Consider the following 19,892-nt stretch of genomic DNA (forward strand, 5'->3'; position numbering starts at 1 on the left):
GTTACTCAGATGGCACGTACGCGGGGAACCACCCCGCTTGTCGACGTCATTAATAATATGGGGAACCGCCCCATTTTTCAACACCTTTCCCCACCCCTTCCCCCACCCCGCCCCACTACTCCACTCACCATATATTGCAAAACACCCCCAAGCATATGTTCGAAAACACAATATGTTGTGTTTACAGCAACGGCGGGATGCCACCTGTAGAACCACGCCCGCGAACCTCAACCTTCAAGTTGACCTTGAGGCGATTTTTACGTCCCTTTACACGCCGTTCACATCGCCCCCAAACTCCCCCGCCCACGGTACACACGGCCCACCACCGCGTCGGTGTCTGGCGAAAAATGGGACGGGCCCCAGATTGCCCATGCGCGCAAAAGTGCGTCTCGGCAATCTGGGGCCCGTCCCATTTAATATTTATAAATATGCAGGTCAGCGAGGTGCTAGCGATGTGCTAGCGGATGCGCCGCCAGATAGACCTCGGTCAGTTGCGTTCGGTCGACATGCGTGTAGACCTGCGTGGTCGAAATATCGGCATGGCCCAAAATCTCCTGCAGCACACGCAGGTCGGCACCGCCCGCGAGCATGTGGGTGGCAAAGGAGTGGCGCAAGGTATGGGGATGGAGCCCCACCAGTCCCACCTGGCGCCCGTAGCGCTCACAGATGGCATGGATGCCCTGGCGCGACAGACGGCGGCCGTTCTTATTTAAAAAGACCGCCGAGGTCTTGGTTCCGCGGGCATGGGCCGCCAAGCGAGAACGCCCCTCAGTTACATAAAGCGTCAGAGCTCGCGCCGCGCTTCCTACCAGCGGGGACAGGCGTTCCTTCGAGCCCTTACCACGAACGAGCACAAAGCCATCGTCGATATGGATATCGCCCACATCGAGCCCCACCAACTCGCTCACACGCAAACCGCATCCGTAGAGCACTTCCAAGATGGCATGGTCGCGCAAGCCCATCTCGCCCTCGGGGAAGTCTTGATCGAGCAGCGCCGAGACATCCTCCACCGATAGATACTCCGGCAAACGCTCAGCCTTTTTAGGCAGGCGCAACGCCGCCGTTGGATTTTGGGCCACAGCCCCATCGCGCACCAAAAAGGCATGTAGGCCCTTCACAGCCGCAAGCGCACGCTCCACCGAGGCATCGGAATAGCCCCCATCGCGACGGTCGGCGACAAAGCCCTCCACGACCTGACGGGTCACCTCTTCAAAAGACACAATACCCGCCCGCTCCAGATAGGCGCAGTACGTCGTCAGGTCACGACGATAGGCCGCAATCGTGTTGCGCGCCAAACCCCGCTCGACCGCGAGGTAATCGAGATACTCCCCCGCCGCCACGGCGAGCGACGAGGGAGTAGCTTCGGTATGTTCCTTATTCGCCGGCACCCTTAGTCCGAAGCGAGGTTCATGGGCGTCACCTGCAGACGGTCGACACCCTCGTGCTGGCCGATCGAAGCGCGCACGAACTCGCGGAACAGCGGCTGCGGGTTGGTCGGGCGGCTCTTGAACTCGGGATGAGCCTGGGTTGCCACATACCACGGATGCACGTCGCGCGGCAGCTCGACCATCTCGACCAGGCGCTCGTCGGGCGACAGACCCGAGATAACCAAGCCGGCGTCCTCGAGCTGGTCACGGAAGGCGTTGTTGAACTCAAAGCGATGACGGTGACGCTCGTAGACGAGCTCCTCGCCATATGCCTCGCGAGCAAGGGTATCGGCGGCGAGCTTGCACGGATAGGCGCCCAGGCGCATGGTGCCGCCCTTCTCGGTCACGTCCTCCTGCGAGCTCATCAGATCGATGACGCTAAACGGGCCGTCCGGATCGAACTCGGAGGAGCTGGCGCCGGCAAGGCCGACGACGTTGCGGGCGAACTCGCACACGGCCACCTGCATACCCAGGCAAATGCCCAGATACGGAATCTTGTGCTCACGGGCAAACTCGGCCGCGAGGATCTTGCCCTCCAGGGCGCGCTTGCCAAAGCCGCCGGGGACCAGGATGCCCGAGGCGTCGCCCAGAACCTCGGAGACATTCTGCTCGTCGAGGCTCTCGCCGTCGACCAGCTGGACGTCCACATGGCGATCGTAGAAGACGCCCGCATGGTGCAGGGCCTCGATAACCGACAGGTACGCATCGGGCAGCTGCGTGTACTTGCCCACGACGGCGATCTTCACCTTGTCGGCGTGATGGTTGGCGTGATTCTGTTTGCGCAGGAACTCATTCCACTCGCTCATGTCGCGCTCACGCGGGTCCAGACCCAGGCGCTCGCAAATGCGCAGGTCAAAGTCCTGCTCGGCAAGCAGCTGCGGAACATCGTAAATGCTCGCGCAGTCCTCGTTGGTAAAGACACAATCGGTGTCGACGTCGCAGAAGCTTGCGATCTTTCCGCGGATAGCGTCATCGATATGGTGGTCGGAGCGCAGCACGATGATATCGGGCTGGATGCCAAAGCTGCGGAGCTCCTTGACGGAATGCTGCGTGGGCTTGGTCTTGACCTCGTGGGCGGCGGCGATATAGGGAACGAGCGACACGTGGATGTAGCAGACGTTCTCGGGGCCGGCCTCCTTGCGGTACTGACGGATGGCCTCGACAAACGGTTGGGACTCGATGTCGCCGATCGTGCCGCCCAGCTCGGTGATGACTACATCGGAGCCGGTCTGCTCCTCGATGCGGCGGAACTTGTCCTTAATGGCATTGGTGACGTGAGGAATCACCTGCACGGTACCGCCCAAAAAGTCGCCGCGACGCTCGCGGGCGATCAAGCTCTTATAGATGGCGCCGGTCGTAAAGTTGGAATCGCGGGTCAGGTTCTCATCAATAAAGCGCTCGTAATGACCCAGGTCCAGGTCGGACTCGTAACCATCCTCGGTAACGAAGACCTCACCATGCTGGAAGGGGCTCATGGTACCGGGGTCGACGTTCAGATACGGATCGGCCTTCTGCATCGTTACTTTGTAGCCACGCGACTTGAGCAGACGGCCCAGCGAGGCCGCGGTGATACCCTTGCCCAGGGACGAAACCACGCCACCGGTTACGAACACATGCTTGGTCATATTGAGTTACCTGCGCTTCCCGTAGAAGTTGTTTATCCACATCTTACGGGTCTTCATTGTAATACTCGCGCCGCGGACCGTTCGCAATTTTTCTCGCGTGCGATTGCATTTCTCAATCTTGAAACAAAACGCCGCCCGGTTTCCCAGGCGGCGTCGCTATGGCAAGGGTTACATGCTGCTATCGATCAGCAACCTCGTCCTCAAGCATTTCTTGAACGAGCATGCCGGTACGGACGCCCTCAAGATACCACTCGCCACGTTCGGTGAGGCAAATGCCATTTGCAAGCTGACCGCCGTCGTCGCTATAACGCGAGACGACATCAATCATGCCTTCGGAATCCAAGCGATCGATTGCGGCGCGGGCACGATACGGCGAAACCCCCACGCGCTCGGCAAGCGTTTTGCGCGAGAAACCATACGGCCCGCCATTGTCTTCGGTTTGCTGGTCGATCTCCATCAACACCAGCACCTCGACACGCTTCATATCGTTGACACTCGCACGACCCTTGCCCGCCATAGCAGCCTCCTCAAACCGAGCACGAGCATCTAACGCGCCGTGCGCGACCGACACACCTCACGATGGCAGGTAATATCCATCATGCGGCATCCCGCTAAGGATGAAACAGTTACGGTTATTGTATACCGCTCAAATTGTTTCTAGGCAGGTAAACAGCTATTTTTCGCCGAAATAGGCGCTTTATTGATCAAAAAGCCGTACCGGGCGCTAACCCGATACGGCCAAAATGCAATGCAATTACCGCGGTGCTTCAAACTTAGCGATGGAAGAAACCGCGGCGCTCAAACTTGGGCTCGCAGCACACGTTGATACCCAGTTTGCGCAGTACCGTCTCGTCCGTCGGCGAGATAATCACGCTAAAGAAGGCATCGCAACCGCGCAGCTGCTCCAGGCCCGAAAGGACGCGAGCGGCCGTCTCACTCGTGGCCGAGGTGATCGACAGCGCCATAAGCGTCTCGTCGGTGTGGAGGCGCGGGTTTTTGCTGCCCAGGAAATGCGTCTTGAGCTTGCTGATGGGCTCGATCGCTTCATCGCTAATGACCTCGAGCTCAAGGTCGACGCCCGAGACATGCTTAAGTGCATTCATGATGAGCGAGCTCGCAGCGCCCAGGCGCGTGGAAGTCTTGCCGGTCACCACGGAGCCATCGGGCATAACCATGGCACCCACGGGACCACCCGTCAGCTGCTCCCTGGTGAGGGCTGCCGAGCGCGCCGGTGAGTAGTTCTTATCGATGCCGGCTTTCTTCATAATGATCTTGAGACGGTCGACTTGCTCATCGCCCACGCCGGTACGGCGCACATTTTCGACCGCGGTAAAGTAGCGGCGGACGATCTCCATCTTGGAAGCGTCGCGGCAGGCATCGTCATCGGTGATGGCAAAGCCGACCATATTGACGCCCATGTCCGTAGGACTCTGGTAGGGGCTCTTGCCCAGGATCTTTTCCATCAGAGCACGGACCACCGGGAAGGCCTCGACGTCGCGGTTGTAGTTGACCGTGGTCTTGTTATAGGCCTCAAGGTGGAAGGAGTCGATGATATTGGCATCGTCGAGGTCCGCCGTGGCCGCCTCGTAGGCGATGTTGACCGGATGCGTGAGGGGAAGGTTCCAGACCGGGAAGGTCTCGAACTTGGCATAGCCGGCGGCCGTGCCATGCTTGTGCTCGTGATAGAGCTGAGACAGGCAGGTGGCAAGCTTGCCCGAGCCAGGACCGGGGGCAGTGACCACGACGAGCGGTCGGGTGGTCTCGACAAACTCATTCTTGCCGTAGCCATCGTCGGACACGATCAGATCGACATCGTGCGGATACCCCTCGATGGGATAGTGCAGCTTGGCGGGAATACCGAGCGCGTTCAGGCGGTTGCGGAACACATCGGCAGCAGGCTGGCCGGCGTACTGGGTGATGACCACAGCCGCGACAGCAAAGCCGTTGCCGCGGAACAGGTCAACCAGGCGCAGCACATCCTCGTCATAGGTAATGCCGAGGTCACCACGAGCCTTGTTTTTCTCGATGTGGTTCGCGTTGATCGCGATGATAACCTCGACATCGTCGGCGATGCTCTTGAGCATGCGGAACTTGCTGTCCGGTTCAAAACCCGGCAGCACGCGGCTCGCATGATAGTCATCGAACAGCTTACCGCCAAACTCCAAATAGAGCTTGCCACCAAACTGCGAGATGCGCTCCTTAATGTGAGCAGCCTGCAGCTCGATATACTTCGCGTTGTCGAAACCCTGGCGCATATATGGCTCCCGTCCCGTTTCCATTTAATGTTCTAGGCGATTATAACGGAGCCCGCCCTCCCCGATACCCAGACCATCAACAGGCACCAACCAAACACGCCCACCGCAACCACCGGGGACCCGGGGTAGATCATTTGGGACGGGAAACAAGGCACTCAGCACCAACAATGGCAGCGCCGCAGGTGGAGCAAAAGTCAGCGAAAGCCCGCCAGAGCGAGCAAGGTGACGTGAAAGAGGAGGGCATAGGCCTTTTGGCCATGCCCGACGATTGAACGTCAGATTGCCGCTCTGGCGGGCTTGCAGCGTCGAGTGGTTCCGGCGTTTGGTAAAACGCCGGAACACAAGAGCGCCCCCTCCCGCGCACGGAACGGAAGGGGGCTAAAGGTAGGAGTCTACCGGTGGGTTTACCCCACCGGACAGACGATGACCAGGTGATCCTCTACAGGATCGTCAAGGTTTCCGTGGGGTACCCGTTGGGTACTTAGATCAACACGCAGGCGACGGTCAGGATGATGGCGCAGACGACAGAGAGCGCGACGATGAGCTTAAGGGCAAACTTGAGCCAGGTCGTCCACTCGATCTTGGCCAGGGCGAGACCGCCCATGATGGCGCCGGAGGTCGGGGTGAACAGGTTCACGACACCGATGGCGGCGGAGAAGATCATGACCATGACCTCAGGCGAGAAGCCGAGCTTAACAGCCAACGGTCCCATGATGGGCATGGAGACGGTGGCCATACCGGAGGTCGAGGGGATCAGGAAGGACAGGCCGAAGTAGACCAGGAAGCTCATGGGAGCGAAGATCACGCCGGACAGGCCAGCCAGAGCATTGGCGGCAGCGTCGAGGACGAAGACGTCGAGGCCGGTGTTAGCCATGAGGACGGAGATACCACGGGCGAGGGCGATGACGAGAACAACGGACATCATGTCGGCAGCGCCGGTGATAAAGGTGTTAACGATCTGCTTCTCGGACAGGCCACCGATGATACCGATCAGGACGGCCATAAGGAAGAACCAGGTGGAAGCCTCGTCGAAGTACCACTGGCCAATGGGCAGGCCGGTGATCAGGGCAGACCAGCCCTGGACGACGGCGTTACCGTCGGCGTCGTAGACAGCGCCAGCGTCGAAGAAGTTAGCGACGCCCTCGTTGAGGTCGGCCAGCGGAATGAAGCCGACGATCATGACGACGAAGGTGAAGGCGAAGGCAATCAGAACACCCTTCTGACGACCGGTGAGCTTGACCTCCTTGTGAACCTCGGAAGCAGCCTTGCCGTGAGCCTCTTCGGCGTCCTTGAGCTCCTGCATCGACAGGATGGTGGAACCCTTGTCAGCCTTGACCTTCTTGGCGTAGCTCATCACGAAGAAGATGGACATAGCGGTAGTGACAATCCACAGGACGGCACCGAGGCCGATGATGATGGACTGGTTGACCTCAATGCCAACGCCGGTCAGAGCGTCGACGGCAGCGCCGACGGCGAACGGGTTAACCGTGGAGCCCAGGCAGCCGCAGCCAGCGCCGAGCAGGACGGTAGCGGCACCGACCATGGGGTCGAAGCCAGCGGCCATCATGGTAGCGGCGAGCAGGGCGTAGAAGGGAACGGTCTCCTCGCACATACCATAGGTGGTACCACCGAGGGAGAAGATGAGCATCAGCACGGGAATGAGCATAATCTCGTTGCCCTTAAGCTTCTGCACCAGAACGGCGATGCCGTTGTCCAGGGCGCCGGTCTCGGTCATCATACCGAGGAAGCCGCCCAGGATCATAACGAAGAGGCAGACGGGCAGAGCGTCAGCGAAGCCCTTAATCGGGGCGGTGCAGAAATCGCTCAGACGGGCGGCAGTAACCGCGCCGCCGGACGTGCCGGAGACGATAACGGTAATCACTGCGACAATTGCCAGCAGAGCAAGAAGAATGGTGAACGATGAAGGCATACCGCGCTTTTTCTTAGCAGTCTCAGTCATAGTTCTCATCCCCCCTTCATAAATCATTTACTGATCTCGCCAGAAGCGGCTCTTCCGTGCCGTGCCTGCCGCTTGATGCGAGATTATTACCAGATAAAACCGCTCGGGGTGTGCAGCAATACACCCCGAGCGAGATGCTAGATGCTCTTACTTGAGCGTGGCGTACATGACAGCCTTGATGGTGTGCATGCGGTTCTCGGCCTCGTCGAAGACCTTGGAAGCGGGGCTCTCGAAGACCTCGTCGGTGACCTCCTGCTCGGTGATGCCGAACTGCTCGCACTTCTCGGCGCCAATGGTGGTGTTGGTGTCGTGGAAGCTGGGCAGGCAGTGCAGGAAGATGGCACCCGGGTTGGCCATAGCCATGACCTCGGAGGTAACACGATACGGGGTGAGCTGAGCGATGCGCTCGGCCCAGACCTCGTCGGGCTCGCCCATGGAGACCCACACGTCGGTGTAGATAACGTCGGCACCGGTGACGCCGTCCTTGACGTCGGTGGTCAGCTTGATGGTGCAACCGTTGGCCTCGGCGATGGGCTTGCAGGCCTCGATGACGTCGTCGGCGGGCATGCACTCCTCGGGGCCGCAGGCCACGAAGTTCATGCCGAGCTTGGAGCAGACGACCATGAGGGAGCGAGCGACGTTGTTCTTGCAGTCGCCCATGAAGACGAGGGTCTTGCCCTTGATGTCGTAGTTGAAGTTCTCCTGGACGGTCAGGATATCGGCGAGCATCTGGGTGGGATGCCACTCAGTGGTCAGGCCGTTCCACACGGGCACGCCGGACTTAGCAGCGAGCTCCTCGACGTCGTCCTGGGCAAAGCCACGGAACTCGATGCCGTCATACATGCGGCCGAGAACACGGGCAGTGTCCTCGATGGACTCCTTCTTGCCCATCTGCGACGAACCCGGATCGAGGTAGGTGACGCCCATGCCCAGATCCATGCCGCCGACCTCGAAGGCACAGCGGGTACGAGTGGAGGTCTTCTGGAAGAGCAGAACGATATTCTTGCCCTCGAGATAGCGGTGCGGAACGCCAGCGCGCTTCATATCCTTGAAGTTCTTGGAGAGCTTGAGCAGGTACTCGATCTCCTCGGTGGTGAGGTCGAGAAGCTTGAGGAAGCTACGGCCGGAGAGGTTAACACCCATGGTTCGATTCCTTTCGAAGAAATGAATTACGTAAGTATTAGTGTTGCCCGTTTAACGGGCGAAGCCGGTGCGGTTGTAGGGGGACCGCACCGGAAACGGAAAGACTTAGAGGTCCTCGCGCCAGAAGGGCATGCTCATGCAGCGCGGGCCGCCGCGGCCGCGGGAGAGCTCGGCGGAGGGCACGACGAGAAGGTCCAGGCCCTCCTTGTACAGCACGTCGTTGGTGACGGTGTTGCGGGCGTAGACGCAGATCTTGCCGGGCTCGACGCACAGGGTGTTGGAGCCGTCGTTCCACTGCTCGCGGGAGGCCGCGATCGGGTCGCCGCCGCCGCAGGGGATCAGCTTGACCTGGTCGACGCCGGTGGCGTCCTCCAGGACGTGCTCGAGGGTGTCCTCGATCAGGCGGATGTTCACGTCGCCCGGGTTCTTGCCGGCGGTCAGCTCGTAGACGCGCAGGGTGCCCATGATGGCGGGGTGGATCGTGAACTTATCGACGTCGATCTGGGTGAAGACCGTGTCGAGGTGCATGAAGGCGCGCGAGACCGGGATGTCGAAGGCCAGGATGCGCTCGACCTTGGAGTCGGAGTTCCAGAAGATGTTCTGGGCCATGACGTCGATCGCGGCGGCCTGGGTGCGCTGGGAGATGCCGACGGCGAGGGTCTTCTCGTTGATGTTCAGCACGTCGCCGCCCTCGGTGTGGAACTGGCAGTCGCGGCGGAAGTACAGCGAGACGTCCTTGTAGTCGGGGTGGTACTTGAAGATGTACTTGCCGTACAGGGTCTCGCGGTTGCGGGTGACCGAGTACATGCGGTTGAGGTTGACGCCCTCGCCGATGACCGCGAACGGGTCGCGGGTGAAGTAGAGGTTGGGCATCGGGTCGATGATCAGGTCGGACTCGGACTCGGAGTTGACCAGGGAGTCGAGGGTCGTGGACGCCGTGAGGGGCATGTCGATCTCGGACTTGGTCATGCCGGCCATGGTCTTCTTGACGAACTCGAGGTTGTCCTCGATGGAGTCCAGCTTCTCGCGGACGATCTGCGGCATGTGCTGGCCGCGGATGCCGGCCTCGGCGATGTACTGGTCGGTGAACTCGGCGCGGGCGCCGGGGACCTGGTCGAACACCTCGGCGACGAGGTTCTCGAGATAGAGGACCTCCACGCCCTGGTCCCTCAGGATCTGGGCGAAGGTGTCGTGCTCCTGCTGCGCGACCTCCAGGAACGGGACGTCGTCGAACAGGAGTCGCTCGAGCTCGTCGGGCGGCAGGTTGAGGAGCTCGTCGCCGGGACGGTGCAGGCAGACCTTCCTGAGCTTGCCGATCTCGGAAGGCACGTGCAGACCTTTCGTCATGGCCTCCTACCTTTCTTTCGGGCCCTTGTCAGGGCCGATTCGTTAGCGCCCCTCCGTGTGAGGCGTTATTGCTGACGACATATTTATATCCAAAATCAGCTCATACTTCCACCTTGCCCCCGAACGGTTTTTTATAGGGGGTGAACGGCATACACATATACTTCACGCATGGCACACTTCATCTTAATAAAGCGTATTTACGTGCTTAAACGCGTTTTAATCCTAAAATCAAATGGAACTAAACTTTGTTAAACCATCCTCAAATTGCATATTTCCAATAAAACTATGAATAGAATTAGCGGTTCACACCACGTCTCAACCATTTTCATTTTTATTCAGAAAAAAGTTTGTCCTATTCATTTCTGATAAATAAATTACCGTTTACCAGACGCTTGATACCGTTCACCGGAAACTCAGTATAAGGCCCAGCGGATACCGCCTCGCTTTACGGCCCCATTTGTAACAACTTGACTTCTCGGTATAGAAAAACGGACCCGCTTCCCCTAGGGAAACGGGTCCGTTTTCGATTATCTTCGGCTAATTTGGATAAGGCCCCCGAAGACCATCGGAATCCTAGCGATCGAACTCCGCCAGTGCCTCGCCCAAAAGCCTCAGGCCCTCGCGCAGAACGTCCTCGCTCGCGCAGTAGCCCAGGCGTGCGCCGCAGGGAAGCTCAAAACGGCTACCGGGGACCAGCAGCACTCCCCTCTCGGACAGCAGGCGCCTGCAGAACTCCTCGTCATCCTCGGGAATATCCAGCTGGATAAACGAGGTGGACACGCCCTGCGGGGCCGTCCAGGAAACGCGATGCTGCGTATCGATCCAAGCCTGCGCGATATCGCGGTTGCCAAACACGATCTTGCGATTGCGCTCGAGAATCTTATCCTTGTGCTCAAGCACATAGGTCGCCAGAGCATCGTTGAACACGCCGCCGCAGATCATGGTGTAATCGCGATAGGTACGGATGCGGTTGGACACCTCTTTGTCGGCCAGGACCCAGCCCACGCGGGCCGCAGGTGTCGAATAGGTCTTCGACAACGAGTTGGTGACAATGGCCCTCTCGTACACGTCGACCATCGACATAAAGGACTCAGTGTTTTCGAGCGGCAGATATACCTCGTCGCACAGCACGTAGGCGCCCACCGAGCGGGCGATCTCGGCAATCTGGCCGAGCATATCGGCATCGAGCACCGTACCGATGGGGTTAGATGCGTTGTTTATGCAGATAAGCTTGGTGTTGGGACGCACCAAGCGCTTGAGTTCCTCGATATCGGGCTTCCAGCCGAGTTCCTCGCGAAGCTCCCAATACTCGACCTCGGCGCCCAGCGTGCGCGGAATCTCGTAGAGCGGCGCGTAGGTGGGCCACTCGGCGATAACATGGTCGCCGGGCTCGACCACAGCCATGATGGCGTTGAGGTTAGCGCCCGTGCAGCCATTGGTCTGCAGAATGTGATCGGGATTGACCTCCCGACGATACAGCTTGGCAACCTCGGCCTTAAACTCCGGCGAGCCCTCGATCCAGCCGTAGTTCATCTTCTCGCGGTCCAGGCGCTCGTAGAACGTGGCGCCGTCCTGTTCATCGAGCGCGCGCAGCTCGCCCATGGTGAGCGACGAGATCGTCGACTGGGCGATGTCCCACGTGGCGCTCTTCTCCCAAACGTTGAGCCATTCCTCAACGCCAATCGTCTTGATGTCCATGGCCAAGCTCCTTACAAAAGCAGTCATCCAATCGTGTTGACGTTCCTCATACAAGATTGGGGCGGTGCGAAAACCCGCACCGCCCCAATGGGAGACATCTAATGGCAGCTAGATGTATGTATTATGACCTGTACGGGTCCTTGAAGACCTTAGAGGTCCTCGCGCCAGAAGGGCATGCTCATGCAGCGCGGGCCGCCGCGGCCGCGGGAGAGCTCGGCGGAGGGCACGACGAGAAGGTCCAGGCCCTCCTTGTACAGCACGTCGTTGGTGACGGTGTTGCGGGCGTAGACGCAGATCTTGCCGGGCTCGACGCACAGGGTGTTGGAGCCGTCGTTCCACTGCTCGCGGGAGGCCGCGATCGGGTCGCCGCCGCCGCAGGGGATCAGCTTGACCTGGTCGACGCCGGTGGCGTCCTCCAGGACGTGCTCGAGGGTGTCCTCGATCAGGCGGATGTTCACGTCGCCCGGGTTCTTGCCGGCGGTCAGCTCGTAGACGCGCAGGGTGCCCATGATGGCGGGGTGGATCGTGAACTTATCGACGTCGATCTGGGTGAAGACCGTGTCGAGGTGCATGAAGGCGCGCGAGACCGGGATGTCGAAGGCCAGGATGCGCTCGACCTTGGAGTCGGAGTTCCAGAAGATGTTCTGGGCCATGACGTCGATCGCGGCGGCCTGGGTGCGCTGGGAGATGCCGACGGCGAGGGTCTTCTCGTTGATGTTCAGCACGTCGCCGCCCTCGGTGTGGAACTGGCAGTCGCGGCGGAAGTACAGCGAGACGTCCTTGTAGTCGGGGTGGTACTTGAAGATGTACTTGCCGTACAGGGTCTCGCGGTTGCGGGTGACCGAGTACATGCGGTTGAGGTTGACGCCCTCGCCGATGACCGCGAACGGGTCGCGGGTGAAGTAGAGGTTGGGCATCGGGTCGATGATCAGGTCGGACTCGGACTCGGAGTTGACCAGGGAGTCGAGGGTCGTGGACGCCGTGAGGGGCATGTCGATCTCGGACTTGGTCATGCCGGCCATGGTCTTCTTGACGAACTCGAGGTTGTCCTCGATGGAGTCCAGCTTCTCGCGGACGATCTGCGGCATGTGCTGGCCGCGGATGCCGGCCTCGGCGATGTACTGGTCGGTGAACTCGGCGCGGGCGCCGGGGACCTGGTCGAACACCTCGGCGACGAGGTTCTCGAGATAGAGGACCTCCACGCCCTGGTCCCTCAGGATCTGGGCGAAGGTGTCGTGCTCCTGCTGCGCGACCTCCAGGAACGGGACGTCGTCGAACAGGAGTCGCTCGAGCTCGTCGGGCGGCAGGTTGAGGAGCTCGTCGCCGGGACGGTGCAGGCAGACCTTCCTGAGCTTGCCGATCTCGGAAGGCACGTGCAGACCTTTCGTCATGGCCTCCTACCTTTCTTTCGGGCCTTTCGGCCGAATCTCTCAGCGCCCTTCCATAGCGGACGCTGCTTGCTGACAGCTCTAGTTATATCCAAATTCCACCCGCAATTCCACCTCGCCCCCGAACGGTCAACAAAGTGCGATGAACGGTATATCGCATGAGATTCCCCCATAATGTACTTCGGCGTTCTAAAGTAACTTTTCTAAGGTAAACGCTCTTTTTTCCTAAAATCTATTTGCAATTGCATCTCTAAACTTTTGATTCAGAATTGCATAGCTAAATCGGTTTTATGTATATAAATGATGTTTGTTTACGTTTCCGCCTGCATTCAATGATATTCAGCTATCCATCATTCTTATTCACACTTACGTACCAGTTGAGTGAGGATATAGACCGCTTGCAGACGAGCAGGGCGTCAGTCCTATGACTTGTCAGCGTAAGAAGTAGGTAAAGATACCGTTCGCACAATACGTTCGTGCCACAAGTCGACTAAATTGAGACAATAGTGAATAGGGTTAGGCTACCGTCCCCTGCGGGGACTGAACGGACAGATGCATATGCCGAGCAAAATCGAAAAAAAGCAAGCCGCCGCAAAGCTGCGCAAACCGCCTCGCGACTTCTCGTACACGCAGAACCGAGAGCTCAGCTGGCTACGCTTTGACAACCGTGTGCTTGACGAAGCCTTCGATGAGACCGTTCCGCTGTTCGAGCGTCTAAAGTTCGTGTCGATTTTCGAGTCTAACCTCGACGAGTTTCTCATGGTGCGCGTGGGCGGCCTGTCCGATCTGGCAGAGCTCAAAAAGCAACCTGTCGACAACAAGAGCAATATGACCGCCTCCGAACAGGTCGATGCTGTCATGGCCGAAATGCCCGGGCTCCTTACCCGTTGGGAGTCCATCTTTAAGAGCATCGAGGGCAAGCTCGACACCTTGGGCGTTCACCGCGCCCGCATCGATTCGCTTACGCCCGAGGAGCGCACCTTTGTAACCCGCTACTTCCAGGCCTACGTGTCGCCGGTCATCTCGCCGCTGGTCATCGATCCTCGCCACCCCTTCCCCAACCTACGCAATGGCGCGCTCTATCTGGCCTGTGGTCTGGACGGCGCCACCGACGAGGAGAGCCTGCTGGGCCTTATCGAGATTCCCGCCTCGATGAACCGCGTGGTCGAGATCCCCTCGCCCACCGGCACCTACTCCTACATCTTGCTCGAGGACGTCATCCTCGCCTGCCTGGACAGCTGCTTTGGCTCCTATAAGCCGCTGGATCGTGCGCTGATCCGCGTCACCCGCAACGCCGACATCGATCCGGACGGCGAGGGCGTCGAAGAGGAAGAGGACTACCGCCAGCACATGAAGCGCATCCTCAAGAAGCGCCTGCGTCTGCAGCCGGTAGTGCTCGCGGTCTCGGGGTCGCTCGAGAAGGCAACGCTCAAGACCATCCGCAAGGCGCTCGAGCTTTCGCGCCGCTCTGTCTTTACCTGCGATATCCCGCTCGACCTGGGCTACGTCTTTGGCATTGAGGGCAAGATTCCCGAGCACCTGCGCAACGAGCTGCTCTTTACGCCGTTTAGGCCGCAGCCCAATCCCACCATCGACATGACCCGCTCCATCCGCGAGCAGGTGCTGCAGCACGACAAGCTGCTCTTTTATCCCTACGAGGCCATGAACCCCTTCCTGGATCTGGTGCACGAGGCCGCCTACGACCCCGAGTGCATCTCGCTGCGCATCACGCTCTACCGCGTGGCCAAGCAGAGCCGCCTGTGCGAGTCGCTGATCGATGCTGCCGAGAACGGCAAAGAGGTCACGGTGCTCATGGAACTTCGTGCCCGCTTTGACGAGCAGAACAACATCGAGTGGGCCGAGCGCCTGGAAGAGGCCGGCTGCACCGTCATCTATGGTTCCGAGGGCTTTAAATGCCACTCAAAGATCTGCCAGCTCACCTATCGCGAGGGCATGGCGCTAACGCGCCTCACGCTTTTGGGCACCGGCAACTTTAACGAGAAGACGGCCAAACTCTACAGCGACTTTATGCTCATGACAGCCCATCCCGGCATCGGCGAGGACGCCAACCTGTTCTTCCGCAATCTGTCGCTGGGCAACCTGCGCGGCGACTACCGCTTCCTGGGTGTGGCGCCCGTCGGACTGAAACCGCTCATCATGCGCGGGCTTGACCGCGAGATCCAGCGCGCCCTTGCCGGCGAGCCCGCCCGCGTGTTCTTTAAGCTCAACTCGCTGACCGACCGCGAGGTTATCGACAAGATCGCCGAGGCATCGTGTGCCGGCGTGCGCGTAGACATGATCATCCGCGGCATCTCGTGCCTCAAGCCCGGTGTTCCGGGCAAGACCGAGAACGTGCATGTCCGCTCCATCGTCGGACGCTTTTTGGAGCACGCGCGCGTCTATGCTTTCGGCGTGGACTCGGACATGATTTACCTGAGCTCGGCAGACATGATGACGCGCAACACCGAGCACCGCGTGGAGATTGCCTTCCCCGTGCTCGACCCCACCTGCCGCACCCTAGTGCACGAGTACATGGGCATGCAGCTGCGCGACAACGTGAAGGCCCGCAGCCTCACGAGCGACGGCACCTGGGTCCCCGTGGAGCGTGCAGAGGGTGAGAAACCCTTCAACTCGCAGGAAGCCCTGCTGGAGCGTGCCTATCGCAACGCCGAGGCCGCCGCGCAGCAGCGCGCACAGGAGAAGGAACGTGTGGCCGAGGAGGCCATTCAGGCCGAGGTTGAACACGGGGCAGCTGCCAAACCAGAAGCGGTTGCAGCTCCCCCGGTGAATGAGCCCGAGGCTGCCGCAGAGCCCGCCGTGGAGAAAGCGCCCGAGCCCGCTACTGCGACTCCGGAGCCCGCCGCCGAGGCAAAGCCCGCCCCTGCTCCTGAGCCGCAGCCGGCCACACCCAAGGTCCAAGAGGTCCAGGCGACCGTCATTGAGCCCGAGCCTGCACCTGCACCTCAGCCCGATCCGCAGGTCATCAAGCCCGCACCCGAGACGAGCGCCCGTCGCGATAAGCCCGCCGGCAAGACCAAGGCCATCGAGCGCCATCGCCCCGGCCGCGTGCGCATGGGCCTGGGTCTGATCGGCCTGGGTCTTAAGACGCTCATTACCGGCAAGACGAAATAGTCGTTTGTAGAAGCAGTTTGTAGAAGCGCCCCGCATTTGAGGAAAGCCTCGGATGCGGGGCGCTTTTCCCTGCTACCATGGTGCGAACAACAACGCGAATGACAGGCAGGAATATGAAGCTCACTATAGAATCGATGACCTACGGCGCCGACGGGCTGGCGCACGCCGACAACGGCAAGGCCGTCTTTGTGCAGGGCGCCGTGGCAGGCGACACCGTCGAGGCCGAGGTCGTACAGGACGGCAAGTCGTTCATGCGTGCCCGCACCACCGAGATTCTGGAGCCAAGCCCCGATCGCATTCAGTCTCCCTGCCCCTTCGTGGGCATCTGCGGCGGCTGCTCGTGGGGCAATCTCTCACGCACGGCACAGCTCGCCGCCAAGGAGCAAAATCTGCGCTCCACGCTCGAGCGTATCGGCAAGTTCTGCCCCGATCAAGTCGATGAACTGGTGCAACCCATCCGCCACACCAAGGATGATTGGGGCTACCGCAATAAAATCGAACTCGAGCCGACCGTTGTAAACGGCCGCGTGCGTCTTGGCATGCACGGTGTCGATCCTCGCAAGATCGTGACCGTCGATTCGTGCCCGTTGTTCGACAAACGCTTCCCCAAGGCACTCAAATCGGTCGTCGGCGCGCTCAATTATCTGAGCGGCAGCCACGACCTGGGCCTTGAGCGCGTGGGCATTCGCGCCTCGCGTCGCACCAAGGCACTCGAGGTGGCGCTCTGGACGCCTACGGGCTCTTTCCCGCGCTCGCAAGTCTCGCGCGTGTTGGCAGACGCCGCGCACCCCACAAGTGTCGTACGCGTGATGAGCAAGGGCGAAAAGAAGGCCCGCCGTGTTTCCAAGGTCGAAATGCTCGCCGGAGAGGGCTCATGGACCGAGAATATCGCCGAGGGTCAGATGCGCTTGTCTGCCCCGTCTTTTTTCCAGGTCAACACCAAGGGTGCCGAGATTTTGATCGAGCTTGTCATGGAAACGCTCGATCCGCAGGAAGACGAGCTTGCCGTGGACCTGTACTGCGGTGCCGGCACCTTTACCCTGCCGCTCGCCCGCCGCTGCGACTTTGTCGCCGCCGTCGAGGCCTACGGCCCCGCCGTGCGCGACCTGCGCCGTAACCTGGAGATCAACAAGCTTGATAACGTCGACGTCATTGGCGGAGACGCGGTGCGCGAGTTCCCCGACCAGGATGCCGACGTCTTGGTGGTCGACCCGCCGCGCGCAGGCCTCGCCCCCGAAGCGATCGACCTTATCGCCAGCACGAGTGCCCACGATGTCGCCTACGTGAGCTGCGACCCGGCCACCCTGGCGCGCGATCTCAAACGCTTTGTCGAAGAAGGCACCTTCTCCCCCGTAAAGATCACGCCAGTCGACCTGTTCCCACAAACCTTCCACTGCGAGACCGTCGTCCACCTTAGGCGCAACTAGCCACTTAATCATTGCTCAGAAAAATCATTGGGAAATCGAGCGTGGCAAGCGGAGGTCTTCGGGGTATAAGACGGCTAATTGTATGCCGCCTATGAAAGGAACCCTCATGCCCAGCGTTGCCGTTCTCGCCGCCGATGGCTTTGAAACTATTGAATGCTTGACCATGGTCGATGTCATGCGTCGCGGCGGCGTGCGTGCCACGCTCGTCTCGATTATGCCCACGCGTGAGGTCGTAAGCTCGCTGCAGATCCCCGTGACCTGCGATGCGCTCTTTGATGAGATCAACTTTGACGAGTACGACTGCGTCGTGCTGCCCGGCGGCCTGCCCGGTGCCACCAACCTGCGCGCCGATCAGCGTGTCTGCGACGTGGTCTGCGAGTTCGCCGCGACCAAGCACGTCGCCGCCATCTGCGCCGCCCCGTTTATCCTGGGCGAGCTCGACCTACTCGAGGGGCGCCACGCCACGTGCTTCCCTGGCTTTGAGAAAAGCTTCCCCGAAGGCGCCTATACTGGCGAGAAGGTCACGCAAGACGGCAACATCATCACTGCCAGCGGCATGGCACAGTCACTCCCCTTTGCATTGGAGCTGCTGCGCACGCTCGCTGGCGACAAGGCCGTCGAGAAGGTCGCCGAGGGCATCCAACTATGATTTTGGCTTCGCAATCGCCGCGCCGCATAGAGCTGATGCGCGAGGCAGGCTACAACATTCGCGTGATTCCCGCGGATATCGACGAAACGCCCTTTGATGGCGAGGCTCCGCTCACGCTTGTCGAGCGCTTGGCACGCGCCAAGGCGGCTGCCGTTGCTGCCGAGTATGCCGAGCCCAAAGAACTGACGGTCGCGGCCGACACCATCGTCACCTTCGACGGCAAGATTTTGGGCAAGCCGGCAACCGAGGGCGAGGCGCGCACCATGCTCCGTGAGCTTTCGGGCCGCACGCACCAGGTCGCAACCGGCGTCTGCATCGTTAAGGCAGGCGATACGGCCGCCCCGCATGCCGCCGAGAGCCTGTCGTTTGTCGATGTGACCGACGTGACATTCTACGAGCTCACCGACGAGCAGATCGAGCACTACGTTGCCTCGGGTGAGCCCATGGATAAGGCAGGCGCCTACGGCATCCAGGGCACAGGCGGCCGCATGCTCGTGCACGATATTTCGGGCGACTTCTATAACGTAGTGGGCCTACCCATCGCCCGCGTCGCGCGCGCGATTCAAAAACTCTCGTAATTGCATCTGGCGCTGGGTATTCCCCAGCGCCTACAATTTTGGCGTACCGTACGGATCCCGACCGGGCACAAGGCGCGGCGGAAAACCGATAGGAGTTAAACATGGATACACTGCTCGAGGCCATTGACGTCTGCGATGTCGATGGCTTTTGCTATGGCAACTATACGGACGAGGAGGCCGGCACCGGTTGCACCGTAATCGTGGCACCCGAGGGCGCCACCGGCGGCGTTGACGTACGCGGTGGCGCTCCCGCTTCGCGCGAGACCGACCTGCTACGACCCGAGAACACCGTCGACAAGGTCCACGCCGTCTGCCTTTCGGGCGGATCGGCCTTTGGCCTCGAAGCTGCAAGCGGCGTCGCTCGCGAGCTTGAGAGCCGCGGCATCGGCCTTCCCGTCGGCCCCACGCAGGTGCCTATCGTGTGCTCCAGCTGTATCTTCGACCTTGCCTTTGGCGACCCCACCGTGCGCCCCGACATTGAGGCCGGCATCGCCGCCGTGCGCGAAGCACTCGACCACACCCCCACCAAGCTCGAACAGGGCAACGTAGGCGCCGGCACGGGCGCCACCGTGGGTAAGCTCATGGGGCCTGCCACCTGCATGAAGGCCGGTCTTGGAGCTGCCGCCGTGGCACTCGGTCCCGTCAAGGTGGGCGCCGTGGTCTCGGTCAACGCCTGCGGCAACGTTGTCGACCCCTTCACCGGCGAGTGGGTCGCCGGCATGCGCGCCGCAGCCGATAGCGACCAGATCGTCGACATGGAACTCGCAGCCTTTGCCGCCGCCGGATCCATGCAGATGCCGCTCGACCGCACCAACACCACCATCAGCTGCATCATCACCAACGTGGAACTCACTAAGGCACAAGCCACCAAGGTCTCCCAGATGGCCGCAGACGCCTACGCACACGCCATCCGTCCCACGCACACCACCAACGACGGCGACACCATCTACACCCTCGCCAGCGGCAAACTGGGCGCCCAGGCAAGCGCCGCCGTTCCCCTAGACCTGCTGGGCATGCTCGCAGTAAGGGCCCTGGAAACTGCCATCGTAAACGGAGCCAAAACCGCCAAAACCTCCCACAGCATCCCCGGCGCCGCGAAGTAGTCCACTCGACCGTCGGTCGGAGACGGGCGGGCGTTACGTTTGCTGCTCTACAGTCCTATGCAAGACGAAGGCCACATTAAGTGGCCTTCTTTGCATGCGGAACTCGCGACAAACGTAATGCCCGCCCGCCTCCGACCGACTTCCAACCTAATTCTTTTCA

The 19,892-nt window shown here is 60.4% G+C and carries 14 protein-coding genes; 5 read left to right on the forward strand and 9 right to left on the reverse strand.

What is annotated here, in order from left to right:
- Positions 1-446: 446 nt before the first annotated feature.
- The 9 genes from xerD to arcA (AAAX75_RS00690) all read right to left on the reverse strand — a co-directional run bounded on the left by xerD (position 447) and on the right by arcA (AAAX75_RS00690) (position 12,846).
- Positions 447-1,388: a site-specific tyrosine recombinase XerD gene (gene xerD, locus AAAX75_RS00650; protein WP_349090788.1), complete on the reverse strand. Its 942-nt coding sequence runs from the start codon at positions 1,386-1,388 to the stop codon at positions 447-449.
- A gap of 2 nt (positions 1,389-1,390) precedes the next feature.
- Positions 1,391-3,052 carry a CTP synthase gene (locus AAAX75_RS00655; protein ID WP_349090789.1) on the reverse strand — a complete coding sequence of 554 codons (1,662 nt, stop codon included), beginning with the start codon at positions 3,050-3,052 and terminating at the stop codon, positions 1,391-1,393.
- A 178-nt stretch (positions 3,053-3,230) separates the two neighbouring features.
- Positions 3,231-3,569 carry a hypothetical protein gene (locus AAAX75_RS00660; RefSeq protein ID WP_040358312.1) on the reverse strand — a complete coding sequence of 113 codons (339 nt, stop codon included), beginning with the start codon at positions 3,567-3,569 and terminating at the stop codon, positions 3,231-3,233.
- Between the two features lie 256 nt (positions 3,570-3,825).
- Positions 3,826-5,307 (reverse strand): DUF1846 domain-containing protein, encoded by a 1,482-nt coding sequence (locus tag AAAX75_RS00665; protein ID WP_006234276.1) that lies wholly within the window; start codon positions 5,305-5,307, stop codon positions 3,826-3,828.
- A gap of 481 nt (positions 5,308-5,788) precedes the next feature.
- Positions 5,789-7,267, reverse strand: a complete 1,479-nt coding sequence (locus AAAX75_RS00670; RefSeq protein WP_148332921.1) for a YfcC family protein — start codon at positions 7,265-7,267, stop codon at positions 5,789-5,791.
- Between the two features lie 147 nt (positions 7,268-7,414).
- Positions 7,415-8,410 carry an ornithine carbamoyltransferase gene (argF, locus tag AAAX75_RS00675; protein ID WP_006234279.1) on the reverse strand — a complete coding sequence of 332 codons (996 nt, stop codon included), beginning with the start codon at positions 8,408-8,410 and terminating at the stop codon, positions 7,415-7,417.
- Between the two features lie 105 nt (positions 8,411-8,515).
- Positions 8,516-9,757: an arginine deiminase gene (arcA, locus tag AAAX75_RS00680; RefSeq protein WP_055309804.1), complete on the reverse strand. Its 1,242-nt coding sequence runs from the start codon at positions 9,755-9,757 to the stop codon at positions 8,516-8,518.
- A 573-nt stretch (positions 9,758-10,330) separates the two neighbouring features.
- Positions 10,331-11,455: an aminotransferase gene (locus tag AAAX75_RS00685; RefSeq protein ID WP_195363478.1), complete on the reverse strand. Its 1,125-nt coding sequence runs from the start codon at positions 11,453-11,455 to the stop codon at positions 10,331-10,333.
- A 149-nt stretch (positions 11,456-11,604) separates the two neighbouring features.
- Positions 11,605-12,846, reverse strand: coding sequence for an arginine deiminase (gene arcA, locus AAAX75_RS00690; RefSeq protein ID WP_055309804.1), 1,242 nt, complete (start codon positions 12,844-12,846; stop codon positions 11,605-11,607).
- 555 nt (positions 12,847-13,401) lie between these two features.
- Between arcA (AAAX75_RS00690) and ppk1 the strand changes: the two genes are divergently transcribed.
- The 5 genes from ppk1 to AAAX75_RS00715 all read left to right on the forward strand — a co-directional run bounded on the left by ppk1 (position 13,402) and on the right by AAAX75_RS00715 (position 19,732).
- Complete coding sequence (gene ppk1, locus AAAX75_RS00695) at positions 13,402-15,975, forward strand: polyphosphate kinase 1 (RefSeq protein ID WP_349090790.1); 2,574 nt, start codon at positions 13,402-13,404, stop codon at positions 15,973-15,975.
- 98 nt (positions 15,976-16,073) lie between these two features.
- On the forward strand, positions 16,074-17,402 hold the full coding sequence (gene rlmD, locus AAAX75_RS00700) for a 23S rRNA (uracil(1939)-C(5))-methyltransferase RlmD (protein ID WP_349090791.1): 1,329 nt from the start codon (positions 16,074-16,076) through the stop codon (positions 17,400-17,402).
- Positions 17,403-17,508: 106 nt separating this feature from the next.
- Positions 17,509-18,051: a DJ-1 family glyoxalase III gene (locus tag AAAX75_RS00705; RefSeq protein ID WP_055287259.1), complete on the forward strand. Its 543-nt coding sequence runs from the start codon at positions 17,509-17,511 to the stop codon at positions 18,049-18,051.
- Positions 18,048-18,629 carry a Maf family protein gene (locus AAAX75_RS00710; protein WP_250787640.1) on the forward strand — a complete coding sequence of 194 codons (582 nt, stop codon included), beginning with the start codon at positions 18,048-18,050 and terminating at the stop codon, positions 18,627-18,629. The genes AAAX75_RS00705 and AAAX75_RS00710 overlap by 4 nt, the downstream gene beginning before the upstream one ends.
- Positions 18,630-18,730: 101 nt before the next feature.
- Entirely contained in the window at positions 18,731-19,732 is a 1,002-nt protein-coding gene (locus AAAX75_RS00715) for a P1 family peptidase (protein WP_250787641.1), read from the forward strand.
- Positions 19,733-19,892 lie beyond the last annotated feature (160 nt).

Origin of the sequence: Collinsella sp. CLA-ER-H7, assembly GCF_040092345.1 — a bacterium.
Lineage (GTDB): Bacteria > Actinomycetota > Coriobacteriia > Coriobacteriales > Coriobacteriaceae > Collinsella.